Genomic DNA, 13,200 nt, shown 5'->3' with positions numbered 1-13,200 from the left:
GCTAAATTTCCGTCTTGAGAAAAACCTCTGACATCTATGAAATATTCGCTTTCCCGCCGGTCGTTCCTACAACAGGCCGGGTTACTTACGTCGGCCACTGTTTTAGGCTCCTCTCTTGACCTTTTTGCTTTCAAAAAATCAGGATTACAGGTTGGTTATTCGGCTATTACCTGGGGAGGTAAGGATACCGATGCTATCAAGGATATCTCCTCCCTCGGTTTTCAGGGCATTCAGCTTCGAGCCAATGCCTTTGGCCCCTATCGTAACAAACCCAGTGAACTTAAAGCTGAGCTCGACGCTCATCAACTGAAACTGGTCATGTTTTCTAGTGGCAACGTAGAAATTGACATGGATAAAGAAGAAAGCACCATCAACATGCATACGGCTCACGCCAGCTTTGTGAAGGCATTGGGTGGAAGCAGCATCCAGTTAACCAATAATGCTCGACCGAAAGACCGGAAACCAACGACAGAAGAATTGAAGCGACTGGCACAGGTTATGAACGAAATTGGCAAACAAACGGCTGCCATGGGCATTCAGGCCACGTATCATAACCACATGCACCAGTTGGGCGAAACGCCAGAGGAAGTGGATATTATCGTTCAGGAGATGAATCCGAAGTATGTAAAATTATTACTTGATGTAGCCCATTATCACCAGGGCGGCGGCGATCCGGCTAAAGCAATTCATCAATACAAAGACCGGATTCATGCTCTGCATTTGAAAGACGTTCGCTGTCCTTTACCCGGTAATTCCGATCCGAAAGCCTATAAATTCGTTGAACTGGGTCAGGGAAACGTTAACCTTCCAGCGGTTTTCAAAGCCTTGAACGAGATTCATTTCAAAGGCTGGGGGATCATCGAACTGGACGGCGTTCCCGACCAGGGGAAAACAGCTCTTTCCTGTGCCGAAACCAGCAAAAAATTTTTGCAGGAGCAAAAGATTGCCATCAGCTAAGCTAGTTTTCCGTTGTTGGTTCTCAGTTACTACTTAACGCCTTTACTATCTACCGACGTACTAGCTTATAGACCGCTGCCAGCCTTTTCACTGGCAGCATGAGTCACTAGTAAACCTAATAACCCGTTCTAGATTACAACCTATTTAAGACAAAGGTTTACCTACCAACCTACTAAACCGCTGCCAGCTTTTTCGCTGGCAGCATGAGTCACTAGTAAACCTAATAACCCGTTCTAACCTACTAAATTCATTAAAGAACAAAAGACCCATCGCATCTGGCGGGGAGATGAGAAAAACTAACTAGTCATAAAAACCGCCTCTTACCCAGACGCGGTAAAATCGCGTCTCTAACTAATCGACCGTTCTTAACTATTCTGAATTTGCAATCCGAAAGAGCGGAGCATGACTACTCCAGCTAACCCCAGAGGAGTTCAATAGGGATAATCCCGGCCTACTTTCTTCGAAACGGTGAGCTTTCTCTATAAATGAACTCTATTTTTCAGGGTAAATCCAAAAAACGGGGTCATTTAAATGAAGTGTGCCTGAATGATTCTGAGCGGTTGGATCACCTTCCCCGTGTGGACCATTAAACCATTAAACATGAAAAGATTATCAGTACTTTTAGTAACGCTGGCACTTTCCAGTCATACCCTAACGTATGCCACCAATCCTCCCAAGGGCACCTGGAAAAATTTATTTGATGGTAAAACCCTGAAAGGCTGGAAGATAGCTGAAGGGTCGGCTTCGGGTAAGGCTAACTATGAAATCAAAAACGGAGAAATCATCGGCATTTCTCAGATGAATACGCCCAATACCTTTCTTCTTACTGAACAGCAGTACGGCGATTTCATTTTTGAATGTGACGTAAAAATTGATAACGATCTCAATTCCGGTATTCAGTTCCGCAGCCTGCAACGCGAAGGCGATGGCCGCGTCAATGGCTATCAGATGGAAATTGACCCCGCCGAACGTAGCTGGAGCGGCGGCATTTATGACGAAGCTCGTCGAGGCTGGCTGTGTAATCCTAATAATAATCCGGCTGGTAAAGCGGCTTTTAAAAGAGGCGAATGGAATAAATACCGCATTGAAGCCATAGGTAACTCCATCCGCACCTTCGTCAATGGCGTTCCCGTTTCAAATCTGGTGGATGATGTTACTCCTAAAGGATACATTGCTCTACAGGTGCATAGCATTGGTAAAGATGCTTCGCATGAAGGAAAGACCATTCGCTGGAAAAACATTCGTATCCAGACGGATCATCTACAGCCCTCTCCTGTTGACAACACTCCTGTTATTAACCTGATTCCCAACACCATTTCTGAACAGGAAAAAGCGTTAGGTTTCAAACTTTTGTGGGATGGGAAAACATCCAATGGTTGGCGTGGGGCAGGTAAACCTAATTTTCCTACCAAAGGATGGATTATGAAGGATGGGGAGTTAACGCTGGATGTAGCTTCCGGCGGTGGTGGAGACATCCTGACTACTGAAAAATTCGGAGCCTTTGAGCTGACCTTCCAGTTCAAGTTAACGGAAGCAGCCAATGCCGGAGTCAAATACTTTGTGAGTGAATGGGTAACTGATACCTACGAATACCAGCCTAATCAATCGCCTACTACCATCCCTGCGGATGCCCTAAAAAGTGTAGCAACGGTTGGGCCGGAATTTCAGGTATTAGATGACGAAAAACACCCTGATGCTAAACTCGGAGCGGGTGGTAACCGCAAGATTGGTTCGTTATATGACCTGATTCCAGCGGATAAGACAGGCCCTAACAAAGCCGCCGTCAAGAAAATTGGGGAATGGAATGAAGGCCGGGTGATTGTATATCCCAACAATCACGTGGAGCACTGGCTAAATGGGTTTAAAGTGCTGGAATACGAGCGAAACTCCCCACTTTTTAAAGCTCTGATCGAACGTTCGAAATACGCTCCATTCAAAGGTTTTGGTGCAGCCGAAAAAGGCCCCATCCTCCTTCAGGATCACCACGACATCGTCAATTTCAGAAGTATAAAGATTCGGGAATTAAAATAAGTTTGGGGTTGGGCGTTTATGGTTTTGAGTTATAAGGTTGACATAACGTATTCGCTTACAACAGCAATCACTCTAAACTCCAAACGCTAAACACCAAACTCACAAACTCAATTAATAACCTAATAAAAAAGCCGATTAACCTTCGGTTTAGACTATGGAAAATCGTCGAGAGTTTCTTAAGAAAGTATCATTGGCTGCTGCGGGCACGGCTTTGAGCGTGAATGCGATGTCTGCGGCCAGTTATCGTAAAATCCTCGGAGCTAACGACCGCGTTCGTGTGGGTTGTGTAGGATTCTCCGATCGTTTCCGGGCTTCACACGTCCCTCCGTTTAAAGCTCTGGCGAAGGAAATGAACTTCGAGATGGTGGGGGTTTCTGACATCTGGAAGCGTCGCCGGGAAGAAGGTAAAGCTTTCCTGGAAAAACAATTAGGCGGAACCATTAAAGACTATCGCAATAACGACGAACTCTACGATGCCAAAGCGGTTGATGCCGTGTTTATCAGCACAGCTGATTTCCAGCACGCCATCCACACGATTGATGCGGTAAAAGCGGGCTGCGATACCTATACCGAAAAACCACTGGCCGAAACCATGGAAGATGCCCGTGCGGTATTGAAAGCCGTAAAAGCCTCGGGTAAAATCGTTCAGATTGGTTCGCAACGTCGCAGTGGTGCGAATTATCACGCGGCGGAAGAATTCATCAAATCCGGTAAATTCGGCCCTATTACCATGGTTGAATTAATGTGGAACGTAAACCAGCCCGGTCGCTGGCGTCGCCCTGAGCTGGTAGCTCAGTGTAAGCAGGAAGATCTGGATTGGAACCGTTACTTACTTAATCGTCCAAAAGAAGCTTTTGATCCTCGTAAATACCTGGAGTACCGCCTATTCTGGCCTTATTCTTCGGGAATTCCCGGTCAGTGGATGAGTCACCAGATTGACACGGTGCACTGGTTTACCGGCCTGCCTCACCCCCGTTCAGCCGTAGCGAATGGAGGCATTTACCAGTGGAAAGACGGTCGTAAAAACGCCGATACCCTGACGGTAGTATTCGATTACGGCCCGCTAAACGACCCTACGACAGGTTTCCAGGTATCGTTTGCCAGCCGTTTCAGTAACTCGGCAGGAGGCACAAAAGAGATTTATTACTCCAACGGTGGAGAGCTGAACCTCGACACCAACATGATTTCACCTACGGGTGGGTTAACGGCTCGGGATGCAGCAGACATGAAAATGCAAGCCAATCTGCTGGCTTCTGCCAAACTGGAAGGACCTAAAGTAGAAACGGGGGCGAACACTGGCGGCGACGTACTGACGTTCAACCACATTAAAAACTGGATGGAATGCGTACGGAGTCGTAAAACGCCAAACGCTCCGATTGAAGCGGGTTACCAGCACTCCATTGCCACCATCATGTCCAACGCAGCGTACCGCACGGGCCTTCGGGTTACGTTCGACGAAAAAACGCAGGAAGTTATGGCGGGTAACAAAGTCTTCAAGTATTAAAAGATTGCTTAATGCCATAAAAAAGCTCTGCAACGATGGTTGCAGAGCTTTTTTGTATTACCCTTCTCTAAACGGCAGCGGCTGTAGTCATGGTCATGTACAGGTTAATGGCAAACTGACAGGAAATCAGTAACTCCAAAGGCGATTCCTGATTGGGCTCTACCTCCACCTGATATTCATACCTGAATGAGGTCCAGTTGAACCTAGGCATGAAAGCCAGCGTAACGATTCCCATTTCATTTTCAAGGATAAAATGATGGTTCATCAAACCCCGCCCTTTCAGCAGAAATATCTTCTCTTTTCCATCATAATCAATTCTAATAATAATCTGTCCTTTCCAGTTAAAGACGATATCTCCCTTATCAATCTCATTTATAAAAATATCAAACTTCGAAGCCCAGATATTTTTAGGTTTCAGAAACAGTTGTTTATCCGGCAATTCGGCTTTCCCATTACTCGAAAACCAGCCATCGTAACGAAACGTCGTCAGTAACTTTTCGTGTTCATTATAAATTTCAAATCCAGCGTTACTTGATTTAATCTGATAGGTTGTTTTCATAGCAGGTTACGTTTATTCATGGAAATTCTGCTCCCCTGCCCGAATGGCAATGGGCAGGTTGTTTTCCTTCGGAGGCACCGGACACGTGTATTCCGGCGAATACGCACAAAAAGGATTATAGGCTTTGTTAAAATCAATCGTAACCCGATTTCCGGTAATATCTCCCTCAGGGATATCCAGATAACGGCCACCGCCGTAGGTTTCTTTTCCCGCCGTTACATCTTTAAAGGGAATGAACAGCGTTCGGGCTTCGTTGCTTTCAAAGACCAGCAACGTACAGGTTTTACCCTGTAACTCAAAGGTTGCCTTACCAAAAAGCGTATAGTTTTCGGTCTGGCCGCCCGTCATTTGTACGGCAAAGGTCTTCGTTTCATCCAGCTCTTCAATTTTTGCGAATACTTCATAACTCGAATCCGCCGGGAAGTAATTCAGGCCTTTGAAGTTGGCTTTGTCCTTAATCGGAGACTCGGCTGAAGTACGGTAATTCTCATCTTTTTCTGCCCGCTCCGCCCGCAGATCATCAGCATAGGAAGTCGTTTTACCCGTACTTAGGGAATACACTACAATACCGACAATCAGTACAGCAATGGCTACTAAAAGTAATTTTCGACTATTCATTATTGGTTTTGAGTTTGGGGTTTAGGATTTTGAGTTACTGCTCGAATTCTGATCATGACTCGTTAATTATCAGACAACAAACAACTAAAACCAAAAAACTATCGACAATTAACTATTTCCGGGTGCAAATTGCGATGCAATGGTGTTATCCTGCAAAAATCTACAACTTAACGGCAAAAGCCAATAAAATATGTTTACCGGAATTATCGAAGCCACGGGAGTGATTACAGAATTACACACGGAAGGTACTAATGTCACCTTCAGTATCGAGTCTCCGATTTCCCATGAGTTAAAAATTGACCAGAGCGTTTCGCACAATGGCGTTTGTCTAACCGTAATAGCCCTGGGTGATGGCGTGCATCAGGTAACGGCCATTGATGAGACCTTGAAGAAAAGTAACCTGGGGCATTTGCAAGTCGGGTCACTGGTTAATCTTGAACGTTGCATGCAGGCAAATGGTCGTTTTGATGGGCATATCGTACAGGGCCATGTTGATCAAACCGCCATTTGTACGCAGATTCAGGACGAGAATGGAAGCTGGTTATTTGATTTTGAGTACGATGCCTCGGTTGGAAACGTTACCGTAGAAAAGGGTTCGATCTGTATTAACGGCGTTAGTCTGACGGTTTTTAATTCGGAAGCCTCTTCTTTCCGCGTTGCCATTATCCCTTATACCTATACGCATACTACCTTTTCCCAATTAAAAGTTGGCGACTCGGTTAACCTTGAATTTGATATTGTTGGGAAATACGTGAAACGCCTACTGGGGCAAGCCTGATTGAGCATCAGAGTATTAGATTAATAATTAAATTTATTATTGTCATATTTCCATTTTTAAACCTGCGATTCATACATTAGCCCGTTCGTTGACATCAGAGGATTGATACGAAAGTCCATTTTAGACTTAATACGCTAGCTTTTTATGAATCGCAGAAATTTTCTCCATACCTCACTGGGACTTGGAGCTCTTTCACTGGCTGGTCTTGATGCTTTAGCCGCCACGCAAGCCAAATCAGTTGGCTTACAACTATATACTGTACGTGACGATATTCAGAAACAGGGTATCGAAAAAGTGTTGGAACAAGTCGCCAAACTGGGTTACAAGAAGGTTGAAAATTTCGGCTATAACCAGGGTAAATTCTTCGGCAAAACGCCCGCTGAGTATACTAAAATCCTGAAAGATAATGGCCTGACGGCTTTCAGTGGTCACTACATGACGGCACGTTCCCAAAAGTTCGGAGCGGGCGATGGCCTGACTAAAAACTGGGATAAGGCAGTAGACGATGCCGCTGCGATTGGTCAGAAATACGTGGTATTAGCTTACCTGGTAGACGATGAACGTTCGGCAGAAGATTATAAAAACCTCTTTGGTATTCTCAATAAAAGCACCGAGACGGCCAAGAAAGCAGGCCTGATTATGGGTTACCATAACCATGATTTTGAGTTTACGCAAAAAATAGATGGTGAAAAACCCTACGATTTACTGCTGAAAAACACGCCTGTGCAAATGGAAATGGATTTATATTGGGTAGCGAAGGCCGGAGAAAAACCATCCGAATACTTCGCCAAATATCCCGGTCGTTTCCCTTTATGGCACGTGAAAGACATGGCGAAAACGCCTCAGCAGGAATTCGCAGAAGTGGGTACGGGAAGCATTGACTTCGGTGCAATCTTCAAGGATGCCAAGAAAGCGGGTCTGAAACAGTACTTTGTAGAGCAGGATGTTTGCAAACGTCCACCGCTGGAATGCATCAAAACCAGTATTGATAATATTCAGAAGGCTAAATGGGGATGATCCTAAGAAGCTTTTATTACTAAAAACAGTCGGGTGTCTCAAAGCATCCGACTGTTTTTTTTTACAGACTTATCGATCGTCTAAAATTTACAATCGCAAGGCAAGTAAGTTCCTTGGCTCCATTCGAATTTAACCCCGCTGTGGTTTGATAAGAAAGATTACCTATAGGCCAGTTTTTAATAGCTCTGGATGATAATCCGGGGAAAGCTGATGTAAACCTTAATAACCAATCGTTCGCCCAACTGTCATCTCGAACGTAAGGAGAGACCTTCTGTGGAATGGGCGGGTCTTTGGTTATTAATAATGCCTCATGACCCAATACGTTAGAAAAAGGTCATAAAAAAGTGTCCCCGGATTTCATCCGGGGACGCAATATGCATGTCAATTACAAACCTTGCCAAGGACAAGTAAGGTCCTTCGCTTCGCTCTGGATGACAGATCGGGGTATAAATGAACGTCTACTAAACGTTTGTCCGCGACCGTGTTGCGGATGCCTGAGAAAAGTTTTTGCGACGCTTGGCGTTATCAAACGCTTTTTTCGAGAATCTGCGTTTGTAACGCGGACTAAGCCTGCAATTAACTCCCTAAACTGTCTCAAACGCCGCGAGAGTCCTATTTCACGATCTTCCTACTTTTAAGACAGACTCTTAAGATCATTCCTCCTCTGTTTTATCTTTTTTCTCCCACATGGCCCGGAAAGTGGGGGCCATGTATAGCATTTCATCGACTTTGCTACGGGCGGCGTGAAAAAGATGATAGTTGTAACCGTGATCCATGATTTGATCGAGAACGTATTCCAATTGAATCATTTCCCGAATATTGACCGAAAAATCACGGATGATGTACATACTGAAACCCCGATCTACTTCGTCGGCGAAATAAAAAGCCAGACAAAAGTCCTGATCAGCCAGAAAAGAAGTAACCTGACTTACAGAGAAATCCTGCATCATCTTTCCATTATCGACTAAGGCATCAATAATTTCTTCATCATCATTCGTGATATAAAAATTCGGCGTAAGGTTCCGGGAAATTTTCTCCAGAACGGGCCGTATGCTGGATGGATGTGCCATAGACGTACCGTTTTTCTTAAGAATGGGCTCCGCACAAAAAAACCTCGGAGATCGCTCCGAGGTTTAAATGACTGACTCGGGGAGTCAGAAAACGTTCAAAATTGTTATGCCAGTTCGGGTAAGGAATGGCGATATTTCACTTCAACGGCGTGCAACTCGATCAATGGCTTCAGGAATTCTTCGAGCAGCGTGATGTCCAGTTGGCTAGCTGCGTCGCAAAGAGCCTCGCTGGGACAGGTATGAGCCTCTACGAATAAACCATCCACACCCGCAGCGACACCTGCCCGGGCTAATACGGGTAGATATTCCCGTGCACCCCCTTTAGAATCTTTAGAAGGTATACCATATTTACGAATGGCGTGTGTTACGTCGAACACTACGGGATAACCCGTACGGGCCATGTGATAGAAGCTACGAGGATCGACGATGAGGTCATTGTAACCAAATGAATAGCCGCGTTCCGTCAGAATGATTTGGTCATTACCCGCATCTTCAATTTTCTTCACCGGGTGCTTCATGTTTTCAGGTGCCAAGAACTGACCGTGTTTTACGTTCACTACCCGACCCGTCTGAGCCGCTGCAACCGTTAGCGTGGTCTGCATACACAGATACGCTGGAATCTGGAGTACGTCTACCACGTCAGCCACGGGAGCCGCCTGATCGGGGTAATGAATATCCGTCAAGAGTGGGAAGCCGAACTGCTCCTTCACTTTCGCCAGAATTTTGATACCTGCGTCCAGACCAGGACCCGAATAGTAATCCAGGCTGGAACGGTTATCCTTCTGGAAAGACGATTTATAAATGATTTTGATGTTCAGGCGTTCCGAGATCTCTTTGAGTTTCTCGGCAACGGTCATCATGATTTTTTCGTCTTCAATAACGCAGGGACCCGAGATCAGAAACAACTCGTCTGATCCACATTCAATATCCCCGACGCGAACAATTTTTTGTGACATGATTTTCTTGCTAAAACGGAATCTTCATTAATGAAATCCAAAAGAAAATGGTTGATACTAAGCATCAGTTTTTTCTTTTGAACGGATATGAATAACGCGAGCCACTTTTCGGTTAAAACCATAAAATGCTTTTGCGTTATGGGTTACTCGAAAGTCTTTAGAAAGCTTCCGACTTAAAAACGAAATCAGTAGATTTTATAGCATTTTTGCAAACTCAAATGTCTTCCTTAGTAACGTAGGAATACTCTTCTTTTGTTTCTTCAAATATCTGACCCACTAGCTAACAAACCCACTACCAACTGCACAGAAAGACGAGTTCCTTTAATTAATGGCTTTCCTGCTAATACTTCTGTATTGATTCTTCGCAAAGTTAAGGAAAAGCCTTCAGGATTAAACTTTGTTCTGCAATCTCCACTACATAATCAACTTAAGGACGAACCATTACGCCTGTATTTTTTCTACTTCGCTCCTTCTCAATTCTACAAAATCGAAGGAATAAGCATGTTTTTCATCGGCTGAGTGACTTTCCCGGCTTACTTCTACCCACTCGCCAGCGTCTAATTTCGGAAAAAAGGCATCGCCATCTACAGCCATATGCACTTCCGTCAAGTGAATAACGTTAGTAGCAGGTAAGGCCTGAGCGTAGATTTCAGCCCCGCCAATTACATAGATATCAGTATCCTTTTCCATCGCTTCCTGCAAAGAAGTAACGACCAGACAGCCTTCCGCCTGATAGGCTGGATTTCGGGTAATGATTACATTGGTGCGATTCGGTAATGGTTTTCCAATGGACTCATAGGTTTTCCGTCCCATCACAATGGTATGACCCGAGGTAATTTTTTTAAACTGCTTCAGATCATCCGGCAGATGCCAAATCAACTGATTATCCTTACCAATAGCCCCATTTTCCGCTACAGCCACTACTAGATGTACCATATGTTGTTTTGAGTTTTGAGTTTTGAGTTTGGGGTTAACTAAGCTTTGCAACTCTAAACGTATGAACCCTAAACTCAAAACTCCATTAACATTCCGTCATGCTCAGAGCTAGTCCGGCTTCGGAGGTTTCTTTGTATTTCTGAGACATGTCCCGGCCCGTGGCCCGCATTACTTTCAGGACGCTGTCTAAGGATATTTTTTGATATGAAGCATCGCTGGACAAGGCCAGTAAGTAAGCATTATAGGCCTTTACTGCTCCCATCGCATTTCGCTCAATACAGGGAATTTGTACGTACCCCCCAATGGGATCGCAGGTCATGCCCAAGTGATGTTCAATACCAATTTCAGCGGCAGCTTCCACCTGATTAATACTTCCGCCAGCAGCGTATACCAGCATAGCCGCACCCATCGCCGAAGCCGAACCGATTTCACCCATACAGCCCATTTCAGCTCCTGAAATACTGGCATTATGTTTCACAAGAAAACCAACCGCCGCCGCCGCCAGCATCCCTTCCCGCATTTTCTGAGGAGAGTAATGAAAGTGATGTTTCATTAGATAGGTAAGCCCCGGAAAAACGCCCGAAGCTCCCGAGGTAGGAGCCGTCACGACGATACTACCGGCTGCATTTTCTTCTGAAGCCGCCAGACAATAGGCATTCAGAAACATCAGAAAACTGTCGGACGTTAAGGAGTGTTTTTTGGCTTGCTCGTAGACCGCCGGTGCTTTTCTTTTCAACTGAATTTTGCCGGGTAGGTTTCCCTTCGCCCGCAGGCCGCGTTTCACGGCCTTTTCCATCGCTTCCAGAATAAAGTCAAGCTTGCGGTTAATCTCCTTTTCACTCAAACCCGTTAATGACTTTTCATTCTGAATCATCAGAGCTGCCAGCGTAAGTCCCGAGGTTTTTAACTGACTCTTCAGCTCGTCCATGTGTTCGTACGGAAAAAGAGGCTGCGTACTGCGGGTACCTTCCATTGGCTGGCCTTTTCGCTGGATAAAGCCTCCACCTACCGAGTAGTATTCGTGTTCCAACAAGACGTTATGTTCGCCATCCGTCAGCTTGAGAATCATGGTATTGGGATGCGGGAACTCGGTTTTACCCCGATGGTAGATAAAATCCTTTTCTCCCGTCCATATGCCTCCTACGGGTAACTCATAGGTTTGCTCGGGCAATTTCATTAAATCCAGCAAAGCCTTCGGATCAACCGTGTCGGGTAACCATCCCAGTAGGCCGCCTAAAATGGCCTTATCCGTTCCGTGCCCCTTACCAGTGGCCGATAGTGAGCCATACAAGTGAATCTCGACGTGCTGGCCCGGCTGCGGGTGATTCTTGATCTCCTGCAAAAAATCATAAGCGGCCTTCATGGGCCCGATGGTGTGAGAACTGGAGGGACCCGGTCCTACTTTAAATAGGTCAAAAACAGAGGTGGTGATCATGGCTGTTCGCCGCTCATTTATAGATGCTGATGAAGAAAATTACTAACTCTCAATTAAATAGTTACCTGTTTCTAAAAACAAATCAAATTAACCTGCTTTTTTCAGAAAAGGTATCCTACCTCTTAACACTCAGACCAGCCTCTAAAGTTTCCCCTGCATACCTCGCAGGAACTCTTCGATACCCATTCGTTTTTTGCCTTCCAGTTGTAACTCATCAATGGCCAACCAACCCTCCTTCGTTTTAAACTGCAAATAGGTTTTGTGATCGGTACGGTACGTTCCCGGTTCGGCAATTTCGTTTACTTCCGCGACCGAAGCCCGGTAAATTTTGCAGGTTTTTCCGAGTAAAGTCGTCCAGGCGGCAGGGTAAGGCGATAATCCCCGAATGTGGTTACGTACTTGTTCGGATGGTTTATTCCATTGAATTTCACAGGTTTCCCGGAAAATCTTGGGAGCCATTTTGATTTCTTCTGTCTCCGACTGCGGAATTTGAGGATACTCGCCTGATTCAATAGCCCGCACGGTCTTTAACACCAGCGTTCCGCCCAAATTCATTAAACGTTCATACACTTCACCGACGGTATCATTGTACGAAATCGGCTCTTTTTCCTGAAAAATCAGTGGACCGGTATCAATCTCGTGTTGCAGAAAAAACGTGGTTACTCCTGTTTCCGTTTCACCATTCATAATGGCCCAGTTAATTGGAGCAGCTCCCCGGTACTGTGGTAATAAAGAAGCGTGTAAATTGAACGTTCCCAGCCGTGGCATGTTCCAGACCACTTCCGGCAACATCCGAAAAGCAACAATTACCTGTAAGTCAGCCTGGTAACTTTTCAGTTCTTCCAGAAATTCAGGATTTTTCAGTTTTTCAGGCTGCAATACTGGGATTCCAGCAGAAACCGCATATTGCTTTACGGGCGACTGCTGAAGCTGCTGTCCGCGTCCAGCGGGTTTGTCGGGAGCCGTTACTACGGCTACGACATTGCACTGATTTTCGACTAAGACCCGTAGGCTTTCTACCGCAAATTCAGGCGTTCCTAAAAATATAATTCGCATAAGTTCCTTTACTTGTTCTAAAGATAAGTCAACGAAAGGGATGCTACCCTGTTGTTACCATGCAGAAATGCAAACTTAAATACTTTCTGACGTTAAGACTCATCGAGTTACCCTTTCTGCCGGGAAAAGACTTTCATTTTTGCTTGCTTTTGCTGTAGAATGTGCTAACTTTGTTCAACCAATCTCTACGGAATCTGTAGGGAAGGAACTTTTCGGCGAGAAGATTGATTCTGCACTCATAAAATTTTTTTGAGTAACCAGAGCGGTCTTGTCACCGTTCTTT

13 protein-coding genes are annotated in these 13,200 nt (G+C 45.2%); 5 read left to right on the top strand and 8 right to left on the bottom strand.

Annotated elements, in window-relative coordinates; all coding sequences use genetic code 11:
- Positions 1–36: 36 nt before the first annotated feature.
- The 3 genes from BWI96_RS03480 (at position 37) to BWI96_RS03470 (ending at position 4,492) form a co-directional block, all read left to right on the top strand.
- Complete coding sequence (locus tag BWI96_RS03480; protein WP_106635300.1) at positions 37–957, top strand: sugar phosphate isomerase/epimerase; 921 nt, start codon at positions 37–39, stop codon at positions 955–957.
- A 600-nt stretch (positions 958–1,557) separates the two neighbouring features.
- Positions 1,558–2,988, top strand: coding sequence for a DUF1080 domain-containing protein (locus tag BWI96_RS03475; RefSeq protein WP_106635357.1), 1,431 nt, complete (start codon positions 1,558–1,560; stop codon positions 2,986–2,988).
- A 154-nt stretch (positions 2,989–3,142) separates the two neighbouring features.
- Positions 3,143–4,492, top strand: coding sequence for a Gfo/Idh/MocA family protein (locus tag BWI96_RS03470; RefSeq protein WP_106635299.1), 1,350 nt, complete (start codon positions 3,143–3,145; stop codon positions 4,490–4,492).
- Positions 4,493–4,559: 67 nt separating this feature from the next.
- Here the strand turns inward: BWI96_RS03470 and BWI96_RS03465 are convergent, their stop codons facing one another.
- Together BWI96_RS03465 and BWI96_RS03460 are read right to left on the bottom strand one after the other, a co-directional pair.
- Entirely contained in the window at positions 4,560–5,051 is a 492-nt protein-coding gene (locus BWI96_RS03465; RefSeq protein ID WP_106635298.1) for an aminotransferase, read from the bottom strand.
- Between the two features lie 12 nt (positions 5,052–5,063).
- A complete protein-coding gene (locus BWI96_RS03460; RefSeq protein ID WP_106635297.1) occupies positions 5,064–5,669 on the bottom strand; it encodes a DUF1684 domain-containing protein in 606 nt (201 codons plus the stop codon).
- Positions 5,670–5,859: 190 nt separating this feature from the next.
- Between BWI96_RS03460 and BWI96_RS03455 the strand changes: the two genes are divergently transcribed.
- Both BWI96_RS03455 and BWI96_RS03450 read left to right on the top strand, forming a co-directional pair.
- The gene (locus tag BWI96_RS03455; RefSeq protein WP_106635296.1) at positions 5,860–6,447 is read left to right on the top strand and encodes a riboflavin synthase; all 588 of its coding nucleotides are present in this window, start codon (positions 5,860–5,862) and stop codon (positions 6,445–6,447) included.
- Positions 6,448–6,591: 144 nt separating this feature from the next.
- On the top strand, positions 6,592–7,464 hold the full coding sequence (locus tag BWI96_RS03450) for a sugar phosphate isomerase/epimerase (RefSeq protein WP_106635295.1): 873 nt from the start codon (positions 6,592–6,594) through the stop codon (positions 7,462–7,464).
- Positions 7,465–8,117: 653 nt separating this feature from the next.
- On the opposite strand, the gene BWI96_RS03445 is transcribed toward BWI96_RS03450, so the two are convergent.
- The 6 genes from BWI96_RS03445 to fmt form a co-directional block, all read right to left on the bottom strand.
- On the bottom strand, positions 8,118–8,534 hold the full coding sequence (locus BWI96_RS03445; protein ID WP_106635294.1) for a hypothetical protein: 417 nt from the start codon (positions 8,532–8,534) through the stop codon (positions 8,118–8,120).
- A 104-nt stretch (positions 8,535–8,638) separates the two neighbouring features.
- On the bottom strand, positions 8,639–9,490 hold the full coding sequence (gene kdsA, locus BWI96_RS03440) for a 3-deoxy-8-phosphooctulonate synthase (protein ID WP_106635293.1): 852 nt from the start codon (positions 9,488–9,490) through the stop codon (positions 8,639–8,641).
- A 260-nt stretch (positions 9,491–9,750) separates the two neighbouring features.
- Positions 9,751–9,858: a DUF433 domain-containing protein gene (locus BWI96_RS23120; protein WP_106635292.1), complete on the bottom strand. Its 108-nt coding sequence runs from the start codon at positions 9,856–9,858 to the stop codon at positions 9,751–9,753.
- A 73-nt stretch (positions 9,859–9,931) separates the two neighbouring features.
- Complete coding sequence (locus tag BWI96_RS03430; protein ID WP_106635291.1) at positions 9,932–10,426, bottom strand: dihydrofolate reductase; 495 nt, start codon at positions 10,424–10,426, stop codon at positions 9,932–9,934.
- Between the two features lie 85 nt (positions 10,427–10,511).
- The gene (locus tag BWI96_RS03425; RefSeq protein WP_106635290.1) at positions 10,512–11,861 is read right to left on the bottom strand and encodes an L-serine ammonia-lyase; all 1,350 of its coding nucleotides are present in this window, start codon (positions 11,859–11,861) and stop codon (positions 10,512–10,514) included.
- A 141-nt stretch (positions 11,862–12,002) separates the two neighbouring features.
- Positions 12,003–12,917 (bottom strand): methionyl-tRNA formyltransferase, encoded by a 915-nt coding sequence (gene fmt, locus BWI96_RS03420; RefSeq protein WP_106635289.1) that lies wholly within the window; start codon positions 12,915–12,917, stop codon positions 12,003–12,005.
- Between the last annotated feature and the right edge of the window lie 283 nt (positions 12,918–13,200).

Source organism: Siphonobacter sp. SORGH_AS_0500 (assembly GCF_002838835.1).
In the GTDB taxonomy this organism is placed as follows: Bacteria; Bacteroidota; Bacteroidia; order Cytophagales; family Spirosomataceae; genus Siphonobacter.
Note: the sequence above shows the minus strand (reverse complement) of the source record. Positions and strands in the feature narration are given on the sequence as shown.